The sequence below is a fragment of the Stenotrophomonas sp. AN71 genome (assembly GCF_050435725.1).
In the GTDB taxonomy this organism is placed as follows: Bacteria; Pseudomonadota; Gammaproteobacteria; order Xanthomonadales; family Xanthomonadaceae; genus Stenotrophomonas.
The window spans coordinates 1-20,540 of sequence record NZ_JBNDKU010000012.1 but is presented as its reverse complement, the minus strand read 5'-3'; the positions used below and the strand labels follow the sequence as shown (position 1 = coordinate 20,540).

General features: G+C 68.1%; 17 protein-coding genes. 7 read left to right on the top strand and 10 right to left on the bottom strand.

What is annotated here, in order from left to right; all coding sequences use genetic code 11:
• Positions 1-31 precede the first annotated feature (31 nt).
• Entirely contained in the window at positions 32-1,072 is a 1,041-nt protein-coding gene (gene epmB / locus ABH900_RS16810; RefSeq protein WP_429624276.1) for an EF-P beta-lysylation protein EpmB, read from the top strand.
• Between the two features lie 134 nt (positions 1,073-1,206).
• On the opposite strand, the gene ABH900_RS16805 is transcribed toward epmB, so the two are convergent.
• From ABH900_RS16805 to ABH900_RS16795, 3 genes are all read right to left on the bottom strand, one after another.
• Entirely contained in the window at positions 1,207-3,333 is a 2,127-nt protein-coding gene (locus tag ABH900_RS16805) for a putative bifunctional diguanylate cyclase/phosphodiesterase (protein WP_429624275.1), read from the bottom strand.
• Positions 3,330-4,205: a phosphate/phosphite/phosphonate ABC transporter substrate-binding protein gene (locus ABH900_RS16800; RefSeq protein ID WP_429624377.1), complete on the bottom strand. Its 876-nt coding sequence runs from the start codon at positions 4,203-4,205 to the stop codon at positions 3,330-3,332. The genes ABH900_RS16805 and ABH900_RS16800 overlap by 4 nt, the downstream gene beginning before the upstream one ends.
• A gap of 103 nt (positions 4,206-4,308) precedes the next feature.
• Positions 4,309-5,079, bottom strand: coding sequence for an RNA methyltransferase (locus tag ABH900_RS16795; protein ID WP_429624274.1), 771 nt, complete (start codon positions 5,077-5,079; stop codon positions 4,309-4,311).
• Positions 5,080-5,199: 120 nt separating this feature from the next.
• Here ABH900_RS16795 and ABH900_RS16790 point away from each other — a divergent pair, with 120 nt between their 5' ends.
• Positions 5,200-6,027 carry an inositol monophosphatase family protein gene (locus ABH900_RS16790; RefSeq protein ID WP_429624273.1) on the top strand — a complete coding sequence of 276 codons (828 nt, stop codon included), beginning with the start codon at positions 5,200-5,202 and terminating at the stop codon, positions 6,025-6,027.
• Positions 6,028-6,722: 695 nt separating this feature from the next.
• On the opposite strand, the gene htpX is transcribed toward ABH900_RS16790, so the two are convergent.
• Entirely contained in the window at positions 6,723-7,589 is an 867-nt protein-coding gene (htpX, locus tag ABH900_RS16785; RefSeq protein ID WP_429624272.1) for a protease HtpX, read from the bottom strand.
• Between the two features lie 93 nt (positions 7,590-7,682).
• Here htpX and gluQRS point away from each other — a divergent pair, with 93 nt between their 5' ends.
• The 3 genes from gluQRS (at position 7,683) to phaR (ending at position 10,099) form a co-directional block, all read left to right on the top strand.
• Positions 7,683-8,624 carry a tRNA glutamyl-Q(34) synthetase GluQRS gene (gluQRS, locus tag ABH900_RS16780; RefSeq protein ID WP_429624271.1) on the top strand — a complete coding sequence of 314 codons (942 nt, stop codon included), beginning with the start codon at positions 7,683-7,685 and terminating at the stop codon, positions 8,622-8,624.
• On the top strand, positions 8,621-9,361 hold the full coding sequence (gene phbB / locus ABH900_RS16775; protein WP_429624270.1) for an acetoacetyl-CoA reductase: 741 nt from the start codon (positions 8,621-8,623) through the stop codon (positions 9,359-9,361). The genes gluQRS and phbB overlap by 4 nt, the downstream gene beginning before the upstream one ends.
• A gap of 189 nt (positions 9,362-9,550) precedes the next feature.
• On the top strand, positions 9,551-10,099 hold the full coding sequence (gene phaR / locus ABH900_RS16770; RefSeq protein WP_429624269.1) for a polyhydroxyalkanoate synthesis repressor PhaR: 549 nt from the start codon (positions 9,551-9,553) through the stop codon (positions 10,097-10,099).
• A 74-nt stretch (positions 10,100-10,173) separates the two neighbouring features.
• On the opposite strand, the gene ABH900_RS16765 is transcribed toward phaR, so the two are convergent.
• The 6 genes from ABH900_RS16765 to ABH900_RS16740 form a co-directional block, all read right to left on the bottom strand.
• On the bottom strand, positions 10,174-11,118 hold the full coding sequence (locus tag ABH900_RS16765; RefSeq protein ID WP_429624268.1) for a TraB/GumN family protein: 945 nt from the start codon (positions 11,116-11,118) through the stop codon (positions 10,174-10,176).
• Between the two features lie 2 nt (positions 11,119-11,120).
• Entirely contained in the window at positions 11,121-12,050 is a 930-nt protein-coding gene (locus tag ABH900_RS16760; protein ID WP_429624267.1) for a DUF1684 domain-containing protein, read from the bottom strand.
• An 11-nt stretch (positions 12,051-12,061) separates the two neighbouring features.
• Positions 12,062-13,960 (bottom strand): DNA mismatch repair endonuclease MutL, encoded by a 1,899-nt coding sequence (gene mutL / locus ABH900_RS16755; RefSeq protein WP_429624266.1) that lies wholly within the window; start codon positions 13,958-13,960, stop codon positions 12,062-12,064.
• 98 nt (positions 13,961-14,058) lie between these two features.
• A complete protein-coding gene (locus tag ABH900_RS16750; RefSeq protein WP_429624265.1) occupies positions 14,059-15,627 on the bottom strand; it encodes an N-acetylmuramoyl-L-alanine amidase in 1,569 nt (522 codons plus the stop codon).
• Positions 15,628-15,709: 82 nt separating this feature from the next.
• Complete coding sequence (gene tsaE, locus ABH900_RS16745; protein WP_429624264.1) at positions 15,710-16,192, bottom strand: tRNA (adenosine(37)-N6)-threonylcarbamoyltransferase complex ATPase subunit type 1 TsaE; 483 nt, start codon at positions 16,190-16,192, stop codon at positions 15,710-15,712.
• Positions 16,189-17,673 carry an NAD(P)H-hydrate dehydratase gene (locus tag ABH900_RS16740; RefSeq protein WP_429624263.1) on the bottom strand — a complete coding sequence of 495 codons (1,485 nt, stop codon included), beginning with the start codon at positions 17,671-17,673 and terminating at the stop codon, positions 16,189-16,191. The genes tsaE and ABH900_RS16740 overlap by 4 nt, the downstream gene beginning before the upstream one ends.
• Before the next feature lie 23 nt (positions 17,674-17,696).
• Here ABH900_RS16740 and queG point away from each other — a divergent pair, with 23 nt between their 5' ends.
• Together queG and xseA are read left to right on the top strand one after the other, a co-directional pair.
• Positions 17,697-18,767 carry a tRNA epoxyqueuosine(34) reductase QueG gene (queG, locus tag ABH900_RS16735; RefSeq protein ID WP_429624262.1) on the top strand — a complete coding sequence of 357 codons (1,071 nt, stop codon included), beginning with the start codon at positions 17,697-17,699 and terminating at the stop codon, positions 18,765-18,767.
• A 44-nt stretch (positions 18,768-18,811) separates the two neighbouring features.
• Positions 18,812-20,143 carry an exodeoxyribonuclease VII large subunit gene (xseA, locus tag ABH900_RS16730; protein WP_429624261.1) on the top strand — a complete coding sequence of 444 codons (1,332 nt, stop codon included), beginning with the start codon at positions 18,812-18,814 and terminating at the stop codon, positions 20,141-20,143.
• Positions 20,144-20,540 lie beyond the last annotated feature (397 nt).

Genomic DNA, 20,540 nt, shown 5'->3' with positions numbered 1-20,540 from the left:
GAGGTCGGTGGGCGACAGTTTTTCTGCCCCCATGATAACCGCAGGCCCCCTCTCCATGCAGCTTTCCGCCTTCCCCCGGCCCCAGTCGCCAGGCGCACCCGCGCGCTGGCAGCAGCTCTGGCGGCAGGCGCTGCGCGACCCGCGCGCGCTGCTGGCCAGGCTGGAACTGGACCCGGTCGCGCTGGGTGTGTCGGAGGCCGCCATGGCCCAGTTCGCGCTGCGCGTTCCCGAAGGTTTCGTGGCCCGCATGCGCAAGGGCGATGCCACCGATCCGCTGCTGCGGCAGGTACTGCCGATCGATGAGGAAATGCGCCCGGCACCCGGATTCAGCTTCGACGCGGTGGGCGACGGCGCTGCCAGGAAGGCCACCGGCGTGATCCAGAAGTACCGCGGCCGCGCCCTGCTGGTTGCCACCGGCAGCTGCGCGATCAACTGCCGCTACTGCTTCCGGCGCCACTTCGACTATGCCGCGGAGAACGCCGCCAAGGGCGGCTGGCAGGAAGCGGTGGCCGCCATTGCGGCCGACCCGGACATCGACGAGGTGATCCTGTCCGGCGGTGACCCGCTGTCGCTGGCCACCCACAAGCTGGTCGAGCTGACCGACGCGCTGCGCGCGATCCCGCATATCCGCCGCCTGCGCATCCACACCCGCCTGCCGATCGTGCTGCCCGAGCGCGTGGACGAGGAGCTGCTGGCCTGGCTGGGCAGCCTGCCCTGGCCACTGGCGATCGTGCTCCATGCCAACCATGCCAACGAATTCGATGCCAGCGTGGACACGGCGATGGCTCACCTGCGCGACACCGGCGCACAGCTGCTGAACCAGGCAGTGCTGCTGCGCGGGGTCAACGACAGCGTACAGGCCCTGCAGGACCTGAGCGAGCGCAGCTTCGCCGCCGGCGTACTGCCCTACTACCTGCACCAGCTGGACCGGGTCGAGGGCGTGGCCCACTTCGAAGTGGACGACACCCAGGCCAAGGCCCTGATCGCCGGCCTGACCGCCCGCCTGTCCGGTTACCTGGTTCCGAAGCTGGTGCGCGAACTGCCCGGCGACCCGAGCAAGCGCCCGCTGTAACGCGGCGCCGGGGTCGGATCCCACCAGAACGGCAGTAGATCCACGCCATGCGTGGATGCTTTGGCCAGGAAAGCCCATCCACGCATGGCGTGGATCTACTGGGACGGCTCATCCACGCGTGGCGTGATCTACCGTCAGAGGCCTGATTCGATCATCCGCACCACTTCGGTGGCGGTGACCGGGTGACTCAACCAGTAGCCCTGGCCAAGGTCGCAGCCACGCTGGGCCAGCAGTTCGAACTGGGCCTGCTGCTCGATGCCCTCGGCCACCACGGTGATGCCCAGTGCATGGGCCATGGCGATGATCGCTGTGGTCAACGCCAGGTCGTCGGGATCGCGCTGCATGTCGGCCACGAAGCTCTTGTCGATCTTCACGCCGTCCACTGGCACCTGGCGCAGGTGGCTGAGGCCGGAGAAGCCGGTGCCGAAATCGTCCAGCCAGACCTTCACCCCGGTGCGGTGCAGCTTGTCCAGCAGCTGCGCGGCCACCATCTCGTCACCGATCACGGCGGTTTCGGTCAGCTCCAGGTGCAGGCGCGAGGCCGGCAGCCCGGACTCGTGCAGGCACTGCGCCACCAGCGCTGGCAGTTCGCCGCCACGCAGCTGCCGCGGCGACACGTTGACCGACACGAACAGATCGTCCCCGCCCGCCCCGCGCGGCCACTGCGAAGCCTCCATGCAGGCCGCACGCAGCACCTTCGGGCCGATGATCTCGATCAGCCCGCTCTGCTCGGCCACTTCGATGAACACCGAGGGCGGAATCGTGCCCAGCGTCGGGTGCTGCCAGCGCAGCAGTACTTCGACGCCGATCATGCGGCGGTCACGCATGCGGAAGATCGGCTGGTAGGCCAGGCGCAGCTCGCCGCGCTCCCACGCCCCGCGCAGCTCCTGCTCCATGTGCACGCGACGCTCGACCGCGTGATCCATCGCCCGGCTGTAGTAGCGATAGCAGTTCTTGCCGGCCATCTTCGCCTGGTACATGGCGATGTCGCCGTTCTTCAGCAGCGTGGTCGCGTCAGCCGCATCGTCAGGGAACAGGGTCACGCCGATCGAGGTACCCAGGAACAGCTCCCTGCCCTGCACCACCAACGGTTTGCCCAGCTCGCGTACCAGCACTTCAGCCAGCAGCCGCGCGTTCGCCGCCACATCGCCATCGCCCACCAGGATCACGAACTCGTCGCCGCCGAAGCGGGCCAGCAGGGCCTCATCGCCTCCGGCCTCGGTGACCGCACGGCCGATGCGCTGTGCGAACTGCAGCAACGCTTCATCGCCGGCCTCATGGCCGAGCGTATCGTTGACCCGCTTGAAATCGTCGATGTCGGCAAACAGCAGGCCCAGCCGATGGTTGGACGCGCGCGCTGCCATCAGGCGATGGTCGAGCGCTTCGCGGAACGCCAGCCGGTTGGTCAGGCCGGTCAGCGCGTCGGTATAGGCCATGCGCCGCACTTCGCGGTCATGCCGTGCGATGGCATCGCGCATGCGGGCAAAGCCGCGCACCAGTTCGCCCACCTCATCATCACTGGTGTTCTCGGCCAGGGGGGTCTGGTAGTCCCCGGCCTCGATGCGGCGCGCCGCGGCCGCCAGGTCACGAATCGGTGCGACCAGGGTGCGCTGCACATACAGGATCACCACCACGCCGATCACCACCAGCAGGCCCAGCATCAGCAGCAGCCAGCCCAGGTGGCGGCTGCCAACCTGCTGCAGGCGCTCGCCGAGTGTGGCGTTGGCGGCCTGCTCACGTTGCTGCACCTCGTCCAGCGCCATGCCGACGCGAACGCCGCCGATGCGCTGGTTGCCGACCATGATCGGCATGCTGTTGTCGAGCACCTTAGGCGATTCCTGCACGACCAAGGCCTGCGCGACCGCAGCCTTGGGAGCGAGCGGATCGGCCATCGGCTGGCCGAAGCCGGACACCTCCACCGAGCCGTCGTGCACCAGCCGGCCCCGCTCGTCGAACACCAGCACGTAGCGCACCACCGGCTGCCGCGCAGTGCTGCGCACCAGCGCGCCGACCTGGTCCAGGTCACGGTAGTACAGCGGGTTGGCCAGCGCGTCGGACAACTCGCGCGCCATCGCCTCGCCGCGGCTGCGCACGCTGCGGTCGAACAGTTCATGGATGACGCCGCCACTGAGGTTGCGCACCTCACCCTGCATCGCCGTCTGCCGTCCCAGCAGCACCGCCAGGATCGCGATCACCACCACCATGGCCCCGCCCATCGCGAGCAGGAACCGGGCCTGCATCCCCGAGCCGAGCCACTTCATTCCACTTCCATCCGCACGCGCGTCAATCCTTGTTTCAGTTCATCCAGCCGCTGCTGCGCATGCGCATCGACGCGGTGGAACCCGGAAGTGCCAAAAAACCGATGCAACGCCCCCTGTGCCTGCGGATCACTGGCCGCCTGCAGCAGGACCTCCTGCAGGCGGTCACGCACCCGCGGGTCGAGGTCGGCACGCACCACCTCCACTGCACGCGGGTAAGGTTCGGTACGCAGCAGCTCGCGGAAGTCGCGCCGGAATGCGGCAGGTACCCTCCGCTCGTCGTCCCAGTCCACACTGCTTACCGCGCCCACCTCGACCACGCCCTTGTGCACATACGTGGCGATGTTCAACTCGCTGCGCGCGAACACATAGCCCACGCTCTCCCGTCCCGGCACGTCCCACACACCGGCCAGGATCTGCGGCGCCAACCCCTCCTGCAGCAACGTCATCACCGGCACCAGATAGGCGCTGGTGGAGGCGGTGTTCTGCAACGCCAGGCGATGTCCACGCAGGTCCTGCATGCGCTGGATCGGGCTGTCGCGGCGCACGAAGAACACGGTCTGGTACTCGCGCACCCCATTGCGTTCGGTCAGCAGCAGCGGGCGTGCGCCGCTACGCTGGCCCAGCGCCACTGCCGTACCCGATGTTTCCGTGACCCAGTCGACCCGACCCCGCCGCAGATAGCTGGCCATCTGCTGCGGATCGCGCGCCATCAGGATCCTCCCCTCCTTGATACCGACGTCGTGCATGCGGGCCACCACATAGTCCAGCAATGGCTGCAGCTGCTCGTAATGGGCCTTGGGATCATCGCTGATCCGGCCCAGCACCAGCACCGGGTCCGGCGCTGCGTGCACCGTCCCGGCCAGCAGGATCATGACCAGGCTCAGCAGTCCCCTCTGCACTGCCTTCCGCAGACCCGACACAGGCTTCATCCCCCCTGGGTATCCGGACAGACTACCCGAAAAAATGAGAACGTCGTCAGCTGTCCTTCCTGCCCGCCTGCGCCAGTCGCGCCATGCGCTGGGTGTCGGCCAGGATGCCGCGCAACAGGCGTACCTCCTGCTCGCTCGGCTCACTGCGCAGGAACAGGCGGCGCAGCTTGCGCATCGCCGATTCCGGTGCCCGGCCCTTATGGAAATCGATCTCGTCCAGGGTGTCGCCGAGCTGGGCGAAGAAGCTCTCCATCTGCTCGTGGCTCGCCGCCTGTTCGCGCACGCCCGCTTCGGCCTCGGCCACCGGTTGCGTGCCCAGCAGCTGCATGCGCGTCTCATAGGCCAGCACCTGCACGGCAGCGGCCAGGTTGAGCGAGCTGAAGTCCGGATCGGACGGGATGTGCACCGCTGCATGGCACAGCTGCAGTTCCTCGTTGGTCAGGCCGGTACGTTCGCGGCCGAACACCAGGGCCACCTCAGCGCCCTCGCCAGCCTTGGCGACCGCACGGGCAGCGGCATCGGCCGGCAGATACTCCTCCAGCTGGACGCGACGGGCACGGGCGGTGCAGCCCAGCACCAGGCGGCAGTCAGCCACGGCCTCGGCCAGGGTCGCAACCACCGGGGCATCGCCGAGCACGTCCTCGGCACCGGCCGAGCGGCGGAAGGCCTCCTCGTCCAATGGCTTTTCGGGGGCGACCAGCACCAGGCGGGCCAGGCCCATGGTCTTCAGGGCACGGGCGGCAGCCCCCATGTTGCCGGGGTGCTGGGTACCGACCAGGACGAATCGGAGGCGGGTTGCGGTGGGAAACTGGGACATGAACAGGGAAAAGGTCGAGCTGGACGAAGACCAATGGTAAACTGTGCGGCCGGCCACTGCGCCGGACCCGCTCTTTTCCCCCGCCAGCCTTTCTCTTCTGCCTTTCCGGGAGCCCACGCCATGCAGAAACCCGCCGTAACCGTCATGGTCAAGGCCGCCCGCCTCGCCGGCAACGTCCTGTTGCGCAACATCAACAAGCTCGAGGCGCTGAACGTGGTGCAGAAGGGCCGCATGGACTACGCCAGCGAAGTCGATGCCGATGCGGAAAAGGTCATCGTCAAGGAGCTCAAGCGCGCCTACCCCGAATACGGCGTATTCGGCGAGGAAGGTGGCGTGCAGAGCGAGCGTCGCCAGATGTGGGTCATCGACCCGCTGGACGGCACCAGCAACTACCTGCGCGGCGTACCGCACTACTGCGTGTCGATCGCCCTGGTCGAGAACGGCGAGCCGACCGATGCGGTCATCTTCGACCCGTTGCGCAATGAACTGTTCACCGCCAGCCGTGGCGCCGGTGCCGTGCTGAACGACCGCCGCATCCGCGTGGCCGATCGCAAGGATCTGGAAGGCACCATGATCCACACCGGCTTCGCCCCGCGCGAGCGCAGCCGTGCCAGCGCCCAGCTGAAGGCCATCGATGCCCTGCTGGTGCACGGCGAGGACATCCGTCGTACCGGTTCGGCCGCACTGGACCTGGCTTACGTGGCCTGTGGCCGTGCCGATGCTTACTTCGAGGCCGGCGTGAAGGCGTGGGACATCGCGGCCGGCCTGCTGCTGGTGCGCGAAGCCGGCGGCAAGGTCTGCGATTTCAAGGGCGCGACCCTGGGCCGCATGGACAACCGCGGCCCGGACAACCACCAGATCGTGGCCGGCAACCTGAAGGTGGCCGAGTCGCTGCAGAAGGTGCTGGTCAACACCGGCTACGCCGCCGAGTTCGACGCGAAGTTCTGAGATTTCGTGTAAAGCGGTTCATGGAGACGGCACCTGCGAGGGTGCCGTTTTCGTTTGTGCGCCCGCACGCGGGTAGCGCCAGGCCATGCCCGGCGGATCGTTTCCGCGCCTGCGGAGAGGTGTCACTTTCTTTGCGCGCAAAGAAAGTAACCAAAGAAACGCTCCGCCAGCCGCGAGCCGTCGCTGCGCGTCGGTGCCCTGCGCTTCTCGGCGAATCAGGGGACGGCGCCGAACTCGCTGCGCTCAAACAACGGCGCCTCTTCGCCCCTGATTCCCCTGCGATGCTCGGCTCGCTCAAGGCGGACTGGAAGGTCAAGATCAACGGCAACAGCATCCACGCGTGGCGTGGATCTACCGGGTGCAGCTGTGGCATTTGACCCTGGGTCCGCCTTGAGCGAGCCGAGCACCGCAGGTCCGGCGAGGGCGAAGAGGTGCGGGTGTCTGAGCGCAGCGAGTTCCCGCGCCGTCCCTCGACGGACCGAGGAGCGCAGGGCACCGGCGTGCGCAGCACGTCGGCTCGCGCCCCGGCGGCGTGTTTCTTTGGTTACTTTCTTTGCACGAGCAAAGAAAGTGACACCCCTCCGCGGTCGCGGAAATGATCCCCGGACATAGCCCGATGCACCGATGCATCGGCGCGCAAACAAAAACGCCCGGCGCGAGGCCAGGCGTTCCTGCATTACCTTGGAAGCAAAGGCTTACGCCGCCGTAGAAGCCCGCAGCGCGGCGATGCGCTCTTCCAGCGGCGGGTGGCTCATGAACAGCTTGCGGGCCGTCGAACCGGCAATACCGAACGCGGCGATCTGGGTCGGCAGCGTGCTCTGGCCGTGGTTGAGCTGCAGGCGCTCCAGCGCGGCGATCATCTTCTGGCGACCGGCCAGCGAGGCACCACCGGCGTCGGCACGGAACTCACGGTGACGCGAGAACCACATCGAGATCATCGTCGCGAACAGGCCGAACACCATCTCCAGCACGAACACGATGATGAAGTAGGCGAAGCCACGGCCACCGCCCTCGCGGTTGCCGGACAGCGCGCTGTCGATGACGCCGCCAACCACGCGGGCCAGCACGATCACGAAGGTGTTCAGCACGCCCTGCAGCAGCGCCATGGTGATCATGTCACCGTTGGCGACGTGGGCGATCTCGTGGCCCAGCACCGCTTCGGCCTCGTCTTCGCTCATGTTCTGCAGCAGGCCGGTGGACACCGCCACCAGCGCGTTGTTGCGGTTCGCACCGGTGGCGAAGGCGTTGATTTCCGGGCCGTCATAGACCGCCACTTCCGGCATGCCGATGCCGGCCGCCTTGGCCTGGCGCTCGACCGTGGCCAGCAGCCAGCGCTCGGTCTGGTTGCGCGGCTCGGTGATCACCACCGCACCGGTGGAGCGCTTGGCCATCCACTTGGACAGCAGCAGCGAGATGAAGGAACCACCAAAACCGAAGATGCCGGCCATGACCAGCAGGCCGCTCATCGAACGCGAGTCCACACCCAGGATCGACATGACGATGCCGGCGAGGATCAGGACCGCGAGGTTGGTCGCCAGGAACAGGGCAATACGGCTAAACATGGGAAAATCCGGCTCGGAAGGGGTCGATATCCGTCAATTTGCGGTGCGCTCAGCTTGAATTCAAGCGCCAACCTGACCGACGATTCAGCCTGCATGACCGCCATTGCCCCCTGCGGCCGCTTCGCACCCTCGCCGACCGGCCTGCTTCACCCTGGATCCCTGCTCGCCGCCTTCGGCAGCTGGCTGCTCGCCCGCCATCATGGCGGCCTGTGGCGGCTGCGCATCGAAGACGTCGATCCGCCACGCACCGTGCCCGGTGCCGCCGAGTCACAACTGCGGACCCTGGCTGCCTTCGGTCTCGCCCACGACGGCCCGATCCTCTGGCAGAGCACGCGCGGCCAGGCCTATCAGGCTGCGCTGGACGTTCTGCTGGCCAGCGACCTCGCCTTCGTCTGCCACTGCAGCCGCAGCGAGCTGGCCGCCCGTGGTGGCATCCACCATCGCTGCGTGGCACGGCAGCCACGACCGGACCCGGCTGTCCGTTTCCGTGTACCGCCCGGCAGCGTGGTCCGCTTCAACGATGGCCTGCGCGGCCCGCAGCAGCAGGATGTGCACGCCAACGTTGGCGACTTCGTGCTGCGCCGAGCCGATGGCTGCTGGGCCTATCAGCTGGCGGTAGTGGTCGATGACGCCGCGCAGGGCGTGACCGAAGTGGTGCGCGGCGCCGACCTGCTCGATTCCACCGCGCGGCAGATCCTGCTGCAGCAGGCGCTGGGGCTGGCGGTGCCGCGCTACTGGCACCTGCCGCTGCTGCTGGATGCCCCCGGCCACAAACTGTCCAAATCGCTGGCATCGCTGCCGGTGGACAGCGCACGGCCAGTGCCGGTACTGCGCGAACTGTGGCAACTGCTGGGTCAGGCGCCTGCCGCACTGGAAGGTGCCGATGACCGGGATACGCTGCTGGACGCTGCGCAACGGGCCTTCGACCCGGTACAACTGCCGCGCGCCGACCTGCTGCTGCCCCCCGGCGCACTTTCCGCGCCGATGTTGCAGAATCCCTGTTCCCCCACCCGACACCCGGACAGCACTCCATGACATCTCGCGTCGCACTGGTCACCGGCGGAACCGGCGGCATCGGTACCGCCATCTGCCAACGTCTGGCCGGCCAGGGCCACCGGGTCGCCACCAATTACCGCGACGAGGCCAAGGCCCGCGCCTGGAAGCAGGCGATGACCGAACGCGGCTGCGACGTGTCGATCTTCCCGGGCGATGTCTCCGACCCGGACAGCGCCGAAGCGCTGATTCGTGCGGTGGAAGCGGAGCTGGGCCCGGTCGAGATCCTGGTCAACAACGCCGGCATCACCCGCGACACGACGTTCCATCGCATGCGCGCGGACCAGTGGCACGATGTGATCAACACCAACCTCAATTCGGTGTTCAACGTCACCCGCCCGGTCATCGAGGGCATGCGCCGCCGTGGTTGGGGCCGGGTCATCCAGATCAGCTCGATCAATGGCCTGAAGGGCCAGTACGGGCAGGCCAACTACGCGGCGGCCAAAGCCGGCATGCATGGCTTCACCATCTCACTGGCGCGCGAGAATGCGGGCTTCGGCATCACCGTCAACACCATCTCGCCAGGTTACGTTGCTACCGACATGGTGATGGCGGTGCCGGAGGACGTGCGGGCCAAGATCATCGCCGACATCCCCACCGGCCGCCTCGGCAAGCCGGAGGAAATCGCCTACGGCGTGTCGTTCCTGGTGGCCGACGAGGCCTCGTGGATCACCGGCAGCAACCTGGACATCAACGGCGGCCACCACATGGGCTGGTAAGCGATGCAAAGGGGCCACCACGGCACGTGCCGACGCCCGCCCCTGCCGATGGTCATGCTGCGCAGCACGCAAAGCCTTGTTGCGCAACATGATCGGCGCCGAAAGCCAAGCCTGGCGGGGGCTCGGGCGGTTGCAACGGCTGCTGCACTGCGCCATGCTGCGCACCTACTGTGACGAGTGACCGCTTCAATGGCTGCGACCCGCATCATCAAGAAGTATCCGAACCGCCGTCTCTACGACACCGAAATTTCCAGCTACATCACCATCGAGGATGTGCGCCAGCTGATCCTGGACGGTGAAGACTTCGAAGTCCGTGACGCCAAGAGCGGCGACGACCTCACCCGTTCGGTCCTGCTGCAGATCATCGCCGACCAGGAACAGGACGGCGAACCGATGCTGTCCACGCAGCTGCTGAGCCAGCTGATCCGCTTCTACGGTGATTCCCTGCAGGGCTTCATGGGCAACTACCTGGAGCGCAGCATGCAGGTCTTCCTCGACCAGCAGCAGCAGTTCCGCCAGCAGATGGGCAACCTGCTGGGCCAGACCCCCTGGGCGATGATGAACCAGCTGACCGAGCGCAACCTGGAACTGTGGCAGGAATTCCAGCGCAGCATGGGCACTGGCTTCGGTGGCCCGCGTCCGGGCGGTACCGGCACGGGTACCGGTACCGGCAGCAGCAAGCCCAGCGAACCGGGAACCGGCACCGGCGCCGGCGCCGGCGGCAAAACCCGCCGCTGAGCTGAAGCGACCGCGGATACGAAAACGGCGCGCCAGTGGCGCGCCGTTTTGTTTTGCATCCAGCTGGCAATGGGTCAACGCTTTGTCTTGCACCCCGTGCAGATGCGCTCGACCTTGTAACCCTTCGCCTTCAGCTTTTCGACCACGCCATCACTGCCCAGCAGGTGCAGCGCGCCGACCACCACCAGGGTGCCCCCCTGCCCGGCCTGCAGGTACGGCAGCAGCTTCGGCACCCATGCATCGTTGCGACCCGTATTGATGCGCTGGTACAGCTGCGGATACTGCTGGCGCATGTCCGCGGCCATCTTCGTCCACAGCAGTCGCTCGTCGCCGCGGCGCCACGCATCATGCAGCAGGCGTGCCTGCTCATCGGCCTTGCCGGCCTGGTCCAGCGCCTCGGCCAGCATCTGCCGCTGCTCCTGCACGGTCATGCCGTCGAGCATGCCGATCTGGGTGTCGATGTCCTCCAGCCCACCGGTCTTGCGGCCGGTCTTCTGCGCGCGCTCCATGAAGTGGCGATCCAGGCCCAACGCCGGGTCCAGGCCCAGCTTCTGCATCTGTCCCACTGAAATGCTCAGGCCGACAAACCAGGGCTTCATGCCCTGCATCTGCGCCAGCGGCAGCTTGTTCTGGGCGGCGAAGGCCTGCAGCTTCTGCCAGGTCGCCGCGTCAAGGTCACGTTTGAGCTCACTGCCATCGGTGCGGGTCGCCGCCTGCACCATGCGGCTGGCCAGCTGCGGCGACTGCATATCCTCCGGCGAGAGTTCGAACAGCACCCGCTGCGAGGCCTCGAAGGCCTGGTCGACATCGGCCGACAATGGGTAGTCCTGCGGCTTCAGCAGGTGGAACGAGCCCAGCAGGTACACGCGCGCATCCCCGGGGCCGGTCACTTTCCACAGCAGCGGCACCGGTGGCTTGGCCGCCGCATCGGTGGCTGGTGCATCACGGGCCGCAGCCAGCGGTGCGACCGCAACGGCCAGCAGCAGCAATGCGGCGCGGCACAGGTATCTGATCGGCATGGTCAGCCGTCTCCTTCAGGCAGGTGGTAGGCCTTCTCGCCTGCTTCCACGCGCAGGTCCAGCCGGTTTTCCGGTGGCGCCAGCGGGCAGGTCGCGTAGGCGGTGAACGCACAGGGTGGGTTGTAGGCGTGGTTGAAATCGATGCGCACCCGGCCATCGGCGCTGGGGGCATCCGTATCCAGATAGCGGCCGGCCGGGTAGCTGCCGCGGCCGCTGGTACGGTCAGCGAAAATCAGGAACAGCGGCTGGCCAGGGGCGCCGATCGCCTCCAGGCGCCAGGTGCGCCCGCCGCGCTCGAACTCGACCGCACCCGCATTGGGCATCTCGGTGGTCAGGCCGGTGATATCGACGATCGGCAGCGTCTTGCCCGGCGCATGCGCGATGAAGCGCGCCTGCACCTGCCAGTCGGCGCCGCCCGGCCAGTACTGCAGGCCGCCGAAATCACGCCGTGCGGGCGCATCGGCATGCTTGACCCGCAGCGCATCGCGCGGACCGCGTCGGATGATGCTGAGTTGGCCCTTGCCGCCATCGAAGGCCAGCAGCGTCGGCTGCGGGTCCTTGTCGGTGTCGATGCGGAGCCGGCCACGTACCGGCTGGCCATCATGGCTGACATCAACGCCCGCTTCAGGTGTGAACCACCACTGCGTCCCTTCGCGGCGCAGCAGGCCCAGCTTGTCAGGACCGACCGCCAGGCGGATGCCATTGGTGGCACCGCTGCCGACGAAGTGCGATTTGTTCTGCAGCCAGTGCAGGCCCACCAGCGCCGTCCAGCCATCGGGCCGGGTCAGGTCCTGGTAGCGCGCCACACGCCATTGCTGCTGCGCGGCCGCATAGGCAGGATCTTCAGCGACCGTCGGCGCCGGCGGCGTCGCCGGGCTGCAGGCAGCCAACACCAAGGCGGCCAGCAGGCCGCCCATTCCCCGATAACGCATCGATGCTCCCCTCAACGTCCGCGCAGGAACCAGCGGTCGATCTCCGCCAGCGAAAAACGGGCCCAGGTCGGTCGGCCGTGGTTGCACTGGCCAGACCGCTCGGTAATTTCCATGTCGCGCAGCAGCGCGTTCATTTCCGGCACGGTCAGGCGCCGGTTGGCGCGGACTGCGCCGTGGCAGGCCATGGTCGACAGCAGTTCGTCACGCGCACTGGCCACCCGACGGCTCTGGCCGTGCTCGCGCAGGTCGGTCAGCACGTCACGCAGCAGCCCTTCCGGCTCGGCGTGTGCCAGCAATGCCGGGATGCTGCGCACATGCAACGAACCGGGGCCTGCACGCGTCACCTCGAAACCGAGCGCTGCCAGTGTTTCGGCTTCGCCTTCGGCGGTGTCGGCCTCACGCTCGCCCACGGCCAGGGTGATCGGCACCAGCAGCGGTTGTGACTGCAGGCCGATGCCATCGTGCGCGTTCTTCAGGCGCTCATAGCCGATGCGCTCGTGCGCCGCATGCATGTCGACCACGATCAGGCCTTCGGCGTTCTCGGCCAGGATGTAGATGCCATGCAGCTGCGCGACCGCGTAGCCCAGCGGCGGAACGCCGGCGTCGGCACGGGTCACCGGCAGGCCGTTCTCGCTCGCCATCGGCGGCAGCCCCGCTGCGCGATCAGCACCCGCTGGCGCGGCGTACAGCGCAGCGTAGGCCGCCGGCGCGTCGGCCACCTGCAGGCCCAGCGGCTGCTGTGGCCGCCACCCGGAGAAGCCACCGCCACCTGACCCTGCACCCGGTGCGGGGCCGCGCACCAGCCCGAAGCCGGATGCACCCATGCCTGATGTCATCGGCGCTGTGGCTGCATCCACGGCATGCGCCGGACCGGAACCGATCTCCTGCGCCGACATGCCGGCACGGGTATCGGCCAGCGCATCCTTCAACGTGCGGTAGACGAAATCATGGACCAGGCGCGAATCACGGAAGCGCACCTCATGTTTGGCTGGATGTACATTGACATCGACGCGGGTGGGATCCAGCTCCAGGAACAGCACGTAGGCTGGCTGCCGACCGTGGTACAGCACATCGCCATAAGCCATCTTCACCGCATGGGCGACACTGCGGTCGCGCACCGAACGGCCGTTGACGTACAGGTACTGCTGGTCGGCGCTGGCCCGCGAATAGTGCGGCTGCGCGATCCAGCCGTGCAGGCGCAGGCCGGCACCGTTGTGGTCCACGCGCACAGCCTGGTTGGCGAAATCCTCGCCCAACGTTTCCGCCAGACGCGCATCGGAGTACAGGTCACCCGGCTTGTAGCGGCGCGAAGCCTTGCCGTTGTGCGACACCCGCAGCTCGACATCCGGCCGCGACAGCGCCAGCGAGCGCAACCACTCTTCAATATGGCCCAGCTCGGTGCGCTCGGCGCGCAGGAACTTGCGGCGCGCCGGCACGTTGTAGAACAGCTCACGCACTTCCACCGTGGTGCCTGGCGCATGCGCACGCGGGGTGATCTCGCCGATCTTGCCGCCTTCGATCTGCAGCGCGGAACCATGCTCGTCGTGCGCGCGGCGCGAGGCCAGGGTGAATCGGCTGACCGAGGCGATCGACGGCAGCGCTTCGCCACGGAAACCAAGCGTGGCCACCGATTCCAGATCGTCCAGATCGGCGATCTTGCTGGTGGCGTGGCGCGACACCGCCAGCGGCAACTGCTCCGGCGCGATGCCGCTGCCGTTGTCGCGGATGCGGATCAGGCGTACACCGCCCTCTTCCAGGTCGATATCGACGCGGCTGGCGCCGGCATCGATCGCGTTCTCGACCAGCTCCTTGACCACCGATGCGGGGCGCTCGACCACTTCGCCGGCGGCGATCTGGTTGATCAGGATGTCCGGCAACGGCCGGATCGGACGCGGGCCGGGCGCGCTCATGGCAAGGAATGGGCAGCAGACTTCATGGGGTGATGATAGCCGAGGCACACGTCCGCCGGGCATGGGCCGGCGCTACCCTGCGCAACGCGTCGGGCGGGCTATTTGCTGCCGCCGGCCATGGTACCGGCCGCGTCGATCTCGGCCTGGGCGCGTGCGGCGTACAGCGTGCCCGGCGGCGGCTGCCGGCTGAAGAACGTGTGCACGCCATCCAGCACCGCGCCGGCGATCCTGCGCTGGTAGGCCGGATCGATCAGGCGGCGCTCTTCATCCGGGTTGGAGATGAACGCGGTTTCCACCAGCATTGCCGGCATGTCCGAGGTGCGCAGCACCGCGAAGTTGGCACGTTCGATGTTCGGTTTGTGGTTGTTGCCGATCCGCTTCAGGCCGCCCAGCACGTGGCCCGCCGCATCTTCGGACGCCTTCATGTAGCCGCTCTGCGCCAGATCCAGCAGCACGTTGGCCAGGGTGCCCTCGGTCTGCTGCAGGCGCACGCCACCGACCAGGTCGGCCGCGTTTTCCTTGTCCGCCAGCCAGCGGGCACGCTGCGACGAGGCACCCTTGGTCGACAGCACATAGACCGAAGAGCCGGTTGCCGAGCGGTTCTCGGCCGCATCGGCATGGATCGAAATGAAGATGTCGGCCTTGTTGGCGCGCGCCTTCTGCGCACGCATCGGCAGCGGGATGAACACGTCGCTGTCGCGGGTCAGGTAGGCCTTCAGGCCCGGCGTGGCGTTGACCTGGCGTGCCAGCTCACGTGCCACGGCCAGAGTGACGTCCTTTTCGCGCTTGCCGGTCGGGCCGATCGCACCCGGGTCCTGCCCACCGTGGCCGGGATCGATCGCCACCACCAGGTGGCGCATGCCGGGCTGCATGCGCATGCGCGAGGCATCGCTGGGCATGGCCGGGCGCGGCGGCTCAGCCGGCGTCGGCACAGGTGTCGGTGCGGGGACCGTGGCCGGCGGCGTGGTGACCACCGCGGCGGTGCGCTGGCCCGCCAGGATCGCGGCCGGCGAGGACGTCGGCGTGCTGCTGGTCGGCATGCTGCTGGCAGTGGTGCCTGCGGCGGCCACCTGCACCGGTGCGGTGGAGGGCGCCGGCGTCGGTGCGGTCGGTACCGCGGCCGTCGCACTGGCCTGCTGCTGTACCTGCGCGGTCAGCAGGGCGGTGGCGCGTGCGGCATCGGTCCGCGACTGCGCGCCTGGCGCCGGGGCCGGAGCAGCGACCGGCGGCACCGTCGGCGTCACGGCCGGACGGCTGGCGGCCACGGCCGGGCCATCGCCCGGCCATTCGATCACCAGCTTGGATTCATTGCCCTCACGCTGCATCTGCGGGCGGAACGGCGCCACCGATTCAGCAAGGTCAAACACGACACGGAAGGTGCCCGGCACCGGTTGTCCGGTGCGGACGGCCGTGACCACGCCCTGCGCGGCCGGCATCTTCAGGTTGCGCACCGCGCTGGAGTCGGGGAAATCGATCACCAGCCGATTCGGGCCGGCCAGCGACAAGGTCTTGTAGCCGCCACTGCCGACCAGCGAGATCTCGGCACGGGTGCCGGTGGCGCCGGTGTCCAGCAGTACCTGTCGGACTTCGCCGGCCCACGCGCTGATGCTCGCCAGACCGAGTCCGACGGCAGTACAGATGGCGATGAGACGGTTCCCCGGGCGCATGGCTCAGGATTCAATCACCGCGCTGAACGGAATGCAACACCTTTTTCCTTAATAATCCGTAACCTGCCGGTGTTTGTTCTCGTCAGCCGGCAGAAATGGCCTGCAAGTCGCCCCCTTGAGGGAGCCGTTCCAGCCATTCAGCTCCCGCGTCGCTTGCCCCGGTGAGACGAACACGACGCCCTTGGCCTTCGATTTCCAGCGCGACCACCAGATCGGTCGGCGGCAGCGCACCGGCGCCGCGCTCAGGCCATTCAACCAGCCACAGCACCGCACTGCCCTCATCCAGGCCAAGGAAATCCAGCTCGCCGGCCTGGCCGATGCGGTACAGGTCCAGGTGCCATGCTTCGCCGCCACTGGCCAGCGGGTAGCGCTCGACCAGGGTGTAGGTGGGGCTGCGGATCGCGCCCTGCACACCCAGCGCGCGCAGCAGGGCACGGGCCGTGGTGGACTTGCCGGCACCGAGGTCGCCGCGCAGTTCGATCAGCGCCTGCGCTGGCCGGGTGGCCGCCAGCCACTGCCCCAGCCGCTCGGTGGCGTCACTGTCGGCGAGGAAGAATTCGGTCATGTGGAGAGTTCCGGGTTGGCCAGTCGCCGCAGCGGCGCCAGCAGATCAGTAGGAAGCAGGCCGCGCGCGCCGTTGGCGGCGGCCACATCACCGGCGAGCGCGTGCAGCAGCGCACCGGCCGCAGCGGCGTCGAAGGCAGCCAGGCCCTGCGCGCGCAGGCCGGCAATGATGCCGGTGAGCAGGTCGCCCATGCCACCGACGGCCATGCCCGGGTTGCCGGCCGCAATCAAGCGGGGCCTGTGCCCGGAGGCCGCCACGATGGTGCCGGCGCCCTTGAGCACCACCACAGCATGGAAACGTTCGGCCAGTGCCTGTGCACAGGCGTAACGATCGGCCTGGATCTCAGCGGTACTGCAGCCGAGCAGGCGCGCGGCCTCGCCCGGGTGCGGCGTGAGGATGGCCGCGGGCAACGCGCGCGGATCCTGTGCCAGCAGGTTCAGCGCGTCCGCGTCGACCACCAGCGGCTTGGTGCTGGCCAGTACCCGTGCGAACAGTGCATGCGCCCATTCGTCCTGGCCCAGCCCGGGCCCGATCGCCACCACGTTGGCCTTGTCCAGCAGCCTCGGCAGGGCTCCGCTGTCTTCCAGTGCATGGGTCATCGCCTCGGGCAGGCGCGCCAGCATCGGACCGACATGGTCGCGGCGGGTACCCAGGCTCAGCAGCCCGGCGCCTGCGCGCAGTGCGGCCTCGGCGGCCATCGCGATGGCCCCGCCGCTGCCGTGGTTGCCACCAACGCACAGCACGTGGCCGGATTCGCCCTTGTGGGTGTTGGCGCGGCGCGGCGGCAGCAGGGCCGGCAGATGGGCCTGCGTCCATTGCTCCGCTGCCGGTGACACGCCAGCCCATGCAGCGGCTGGCAGTTGCAGCGGCGCCAGAAGCTTCTGTCCGCAGTGATCCAGCGCGTCGCCGGTATACAGCCCACGATGCGCCACGATGAATTGCAGGGTCCACGCGGCGCGCACTGCCAGACCCGGCACCGCACCGCGGTTGGCATCGACGCCACTGGGAACATCCAGCGCCAGCACCGGGGCCGCCTGCGCGTTGAGCGCGGCAATCAGCGCCTGCGCCGCGCCCGTCGGCGCGCGGTCGAAACCCAGCCCGAACAGGGCGTCGATCCAGACATCGGCCTCGGGCAGCACGCCGTCGAAATCGGAGACGGCTCCCCCCGCAGCGGTGAATTCCGAGGCTGCCCGCTGTGCCAATGCGGTCGTCGACAATCTCCCCGGCAATGCGACCACCGCCACCTCGCGCCCGGCCTGCCATGCATGGCGGGCCAGCACATAGCCGTCGCCCCCATTGTTGCCCGCGCCGACCACCACGCCGATCCGCTGCGCCTGCGGCCAATGCTGCAGCAGGCAGCGCCAGGCAGCCTGGCCGGCCTGTGACATCAAGCCCCAGCCCCCATCACCAGCCAGCGCCGAGGCCTGCGCATCAAGCACACGCGCGGCAGCGGAATCGAACAGATCGGCAAGGTTGGCCATGCAGGGATTTTATACTGGTGTACATGTCCCCCGCCCCTCCCCCTGTCGATCCGACCCAGGCCGTGCTGCGCATCCGCGAACTGGCACGTGCACATGGCTTCCAGCGCTGTGGCATCGCCGGCATCGACCTGGGCGAGGATGAGGCGCACCTGGCCGACTGGCTGGGCCAGGGCCTGTACGGCACGATGGACTGGATGGCGCGCCACGGCACCCTGCGCGCGCGCCCGGCCGAGCTGCTGCCTGGCACCGTGCGCGTGATTTCAGTCGGCATGGACTACAGCCACAAGGACGACACCGAGGCCTGGGCGACTCTTGCCGACCCGGGCCGCGCCTATGTGGCGCGCTACGCGCTGGGCCGCGACTACCACAAGCTGATGCGCAACCGCCTGCAGAAGCTGGCCACGCAGATCAACGACGAAGTGGCACCGCTGGGCTACCGCGTGTTCGTCGATTCGGCCCCCGTGCTGGAACGCGCACTGGCGCGCAACGCCGGGCTCGGCTGGATCGGCAAGCACACCTGCCTGATCGACCGTCATGGCGGCTCCTGGTTCTTCATCGGCGAGATCTACATCGATATCCCGCTGCCCATCGATACACCGGCCACCGCGCACTGCGGCACCTGCACACGCTGCATCGATGTCTGCCCTACCCGCGCGATCACCGGCCCGCAGCGGCTGGACGCGCGGCGCTGCATTTCCTACCTGACCATCGAACACGACGGCGCCATTCCCGAAGCGATGCGGCCGTTGATCGGCAACCGCATCTACGGCTGCGACGACTGCCAGCTGGTCTGTCCCTGGAACAAGTTCGCCAAGCGCACCGACGAAGCCGATTTCCGCGCCCGCAACCAGCTGGATACGGCGCGGCTGGATCAGCTGTTCGCCTGGGATGAAGCCGAATTCCTGCGCCGCACCGAAGGCAGTCCGATCCGTCGCAGCGGCCACGAGCGCTGGCTGCGCAACATCGCGGTGGCGCTGGGCAATGCGCCGACCACGGCGGAGACGCTGGCCGCACTGCACACCCGCGCCGACGATCCCTCGCCGCTGGTGCGTGAGCACGTGCAGTGGGCGCTGGGCCAGCACGCGCCGCGCTGACGTGCGATCCTGAGCCCCCGTTCCACCCGCAGCACGCCGTTCCCATGCAGCCACGCGACAACGACATCCTCACCCCCAGCCAGCTCAACACCCTGGCCCGCGACCTGCTGGAAGGCAGCTTCCCGGCGATCTGGGTCGAGGCCGAGCTGGGCAGCGTGGCCCGCCCGGCCTCCGGACACCTCTATTTCACCCTGAAGGACGCGCGCGCCCAGCTGCGTGCAGCAATGTTCAGGATGAAGGCGCAGTACCTGAAGTTCGTTCCGCGCGAAGGCATGCGCGTGCTGGTGCGCGGCAAGGTGACCCTGTACGACGCTCGTGGCGAGTACCAGATGGTGCTGGACCACATGGAAGAGGCCGGCGAAGGCGCGCTGCGTCGCGCGTTCGAGGAGCTGAAGGCACGGCTGGAGGCCGAAGGCCTGTTCGATCCAGCGCGCAAGCGCGCGATGCCCGCACACGTGCAACGCCTGGCAGTGATCACCTCACCCACCGGCGCCGCCGTGCGTGACGTGCTGAGCGTACTCGGCCGTCGCTTCCCGATGCTGGAGGTGGACCTGCTGCCGACCCTGGTGCAGGGTGCCAGCGCCGCCGCACAGATCACCCGCCTGCTGCAGGCCGCCGATGCCAGCGGCCGCTACGACGTGATCCTGCTGACCCGTGGCGGCGGTTCGCTGGAAGACCTGTGGGCGTTCAACGACGAAGCGTTGGCGCGTGCGATCGCCGCCAGCCGCACACCGGTGGTATCTGCGGTTGGCCATGAGACCGACTTCAGCCTCAGCGATTTCGCTGCCGACCTGCGCGCGCCAACGCCGTCGGTGGCAGCCGAACTGCTGGTCCCGGACCAGCGTGAACTGGCGCTGCGCCTGCGCCGCACGGCCGCGCGCATGGTGCAGCTGCAGCGGCACGCGATGCAGCAGGCCATGCAGCGCGCAGACCGTGCCCTGCTGCGTCTGAATGCACAGAGCCCGCAGGCGCGACTGGACCTGTTGCGCCGCCGCCAGCTGGACCTGGGCCGGCGCCTGCATGCGGCGTTCAAGCAGCAGCAGGAACGCCGCGCCGCGCGCCTGCGTCATGCCGCCGCCGTGCTGCGCGGGCATCATCCCCAGCGCCAGCTCGACACGATGCAGCGCCGCCTGGCCGCGCTGCGCGGCCGCCCGCAGGTCGCGATGCAACGCCTGCTGGAACGCGATGCCCTGCGCCTGCGCGGGCTGGCGCGTTCGCTGGAAGCGGTCAGCCCGCTGGCCACCGTGGCCCGCGGCTACAGCATCCTGACCCGCAGCGACGACGGTACGCTGGTGCGGAAGGTCGATCAGGTACAGCCTGGCGATGCACTGCAGGCGCGCGTCGGCGACGGCGTGATCGACGTGCAGGTCAAGTAGAGGGTTGTTCGGCAGGGCTTGCAGCCCTGCACCTGCCGAAGCCAGAGCAACGTCAGAAGCGGGCATTCCGAGGGATGGCGGGGCGGTGTCAGTTTCCCGCAGTCGGTAGATCCACGCCATGCGTGGATGAATCTCCATCGGAATCGAATCTTTCGAATAGATATCGAAACGCATCCACGCATGGCCTAGATCTACTGCAGATCGTGGGAATCTGTCGAAGGCGGGGTGGGTCCGGTTGCGGGGGCGTGAGCCGCATGGGCCCGAGGCATGCCTCGGGCGGGTTGGGCAGGACGCCCAACCCTGGTCTTGCCGTGTGCGCAGGACTGCGCACACGAGCAAGCGGCGACCGAGCTTACATGGGTGAGGGCGCTTTGCTTGCGAAGCATTGCTTCGCAAG

What these genes read in the sequence shown, in the direction of transcription:
- epmB (WP_429624276.1), top strand. Translation starts at nt 32, where the DNA reads ATGATAACCGCAGGCCCCCTCTCCATGCAGCTTTCCGCCTTCCCCCGG.
- ABH900_RS16805 (WP_429624275.1), bottom strand. Translation starts at nt 3,333, where the DNA reads ATGAAGTGGCTCGGCTCGGGGATGCAGGCCCGGTTCCTGCTCGCGATG.
- ABH900_RS16800 (WP_429624377.1), bottom strand. Translation starts at nt 4,205, where the DNA reads ATGATCCTGCTGGCCGGGACGGTGCACGCAGCGCCGGACCCGGTGCTG.
- ABH900_RS16795 (WP_429624274.1), bottom strand. Translation starts at nt 5,079, where the DNA reads ATGTCCCAGTTTCCCACCGCAACCCGCCTCCGATTCGTCCTGGTCGGT.
- ABH900_RS16790 (WP_429624273.1), top strand. Translation starts at nt 5,200, where the DNA reads ATGCAGAAACCCGCCGTAACCGTCATGGTCAAGGCCGCCCGCCTCGCC.
- htpX (WP_429624272.1), bottom strand. Translation starts at nt 7,589, where the DNA reads ATGTTTAGCCGTATTGCCCTGTTCCTGGCGACCAACCTCGCGGTCCTG.
- gluQRS (WP_429624271.1), top strand. Translation starts at nt 7,683, where the DNA reads ATGACCGCCATTGCCCCCTGCGGCCGCTTCGCACCCTCGCCGACCGGC.
- phbB (WP_429624270.1), top strand. Translation starts at nt 8,621, where the DNA reads ATGACATCTCGCGTCGCACTGGTCACCGGCGGAACCGGCGGCATCGGT.
- phaR (WP_429624269.1), top strand. Translation starts at nt 9,551, where the DNA reads ATGGCTGCGACCCGCATCATCAAGAAGTATCCGAACCGCCGTCTCTAC.
- ABH900_RS16765 (WP_429624268.1), bottom strand. Translation starts at nt 11,118, where the DNA reads ATGCCGATCAGATACCTGTGCCGCGCCGCATTGCTGCTGCTGGCCGTT.
- ABH900_RS16760 (WP_429624267.1), bottom strand. Translation starts at nt 12,050, where the DNA reads ATGCGTTATCGGGGAATGGGCGGCCTGCTGGCCGCCTTGGTGTTGGCT.
- mutL (WP_429624266.1), bottom strand. Translation starts at nt 13,960, where the DNA reads ATGAGCGCGCCCGGCCCGCGTCCGATCCGGCCGTTGCCGGACATCCTG.
- ABH900_RS16750 (WP_429624265.1), bottom strand. Translation starts at nt 15,627, where the DNA reads ATGCGCCCGGGGAACCGTCTCATCGCCATCTGTACTGCCGTCGGACTC.
- tsaE (WP_429624264.1), bottom strand. Translation starts at nt 16,192, where the DNA reads ATGACCGAATTCTTCCTCGCCGACAGTGACGCCACCGAGCGGCTGGGG.
- ABH900_RS16740 (WP_429624263.1), bottom strand. Translation starts at nt 17,673, where the DNA reads ATGGCCAACCTTGCCGATCTGTTCGATTCCGCTGCCGCGCGTGTGCTT.
- queG (WP_429624262.1), top strand. Translation starts at nt 17,697, where the DNA reads ATGTCCCCCGCCCCTCCCCCTGTCGATCCGACCCAGGCCGTGCTGCGC.
- xseA (WP_429624261.1), top strand. Translation starts at nt 18,812, where the DNA reads ATGCAGCCACGCGACAACGACATCCTCACCCCCAGCCAGCTCAACACC.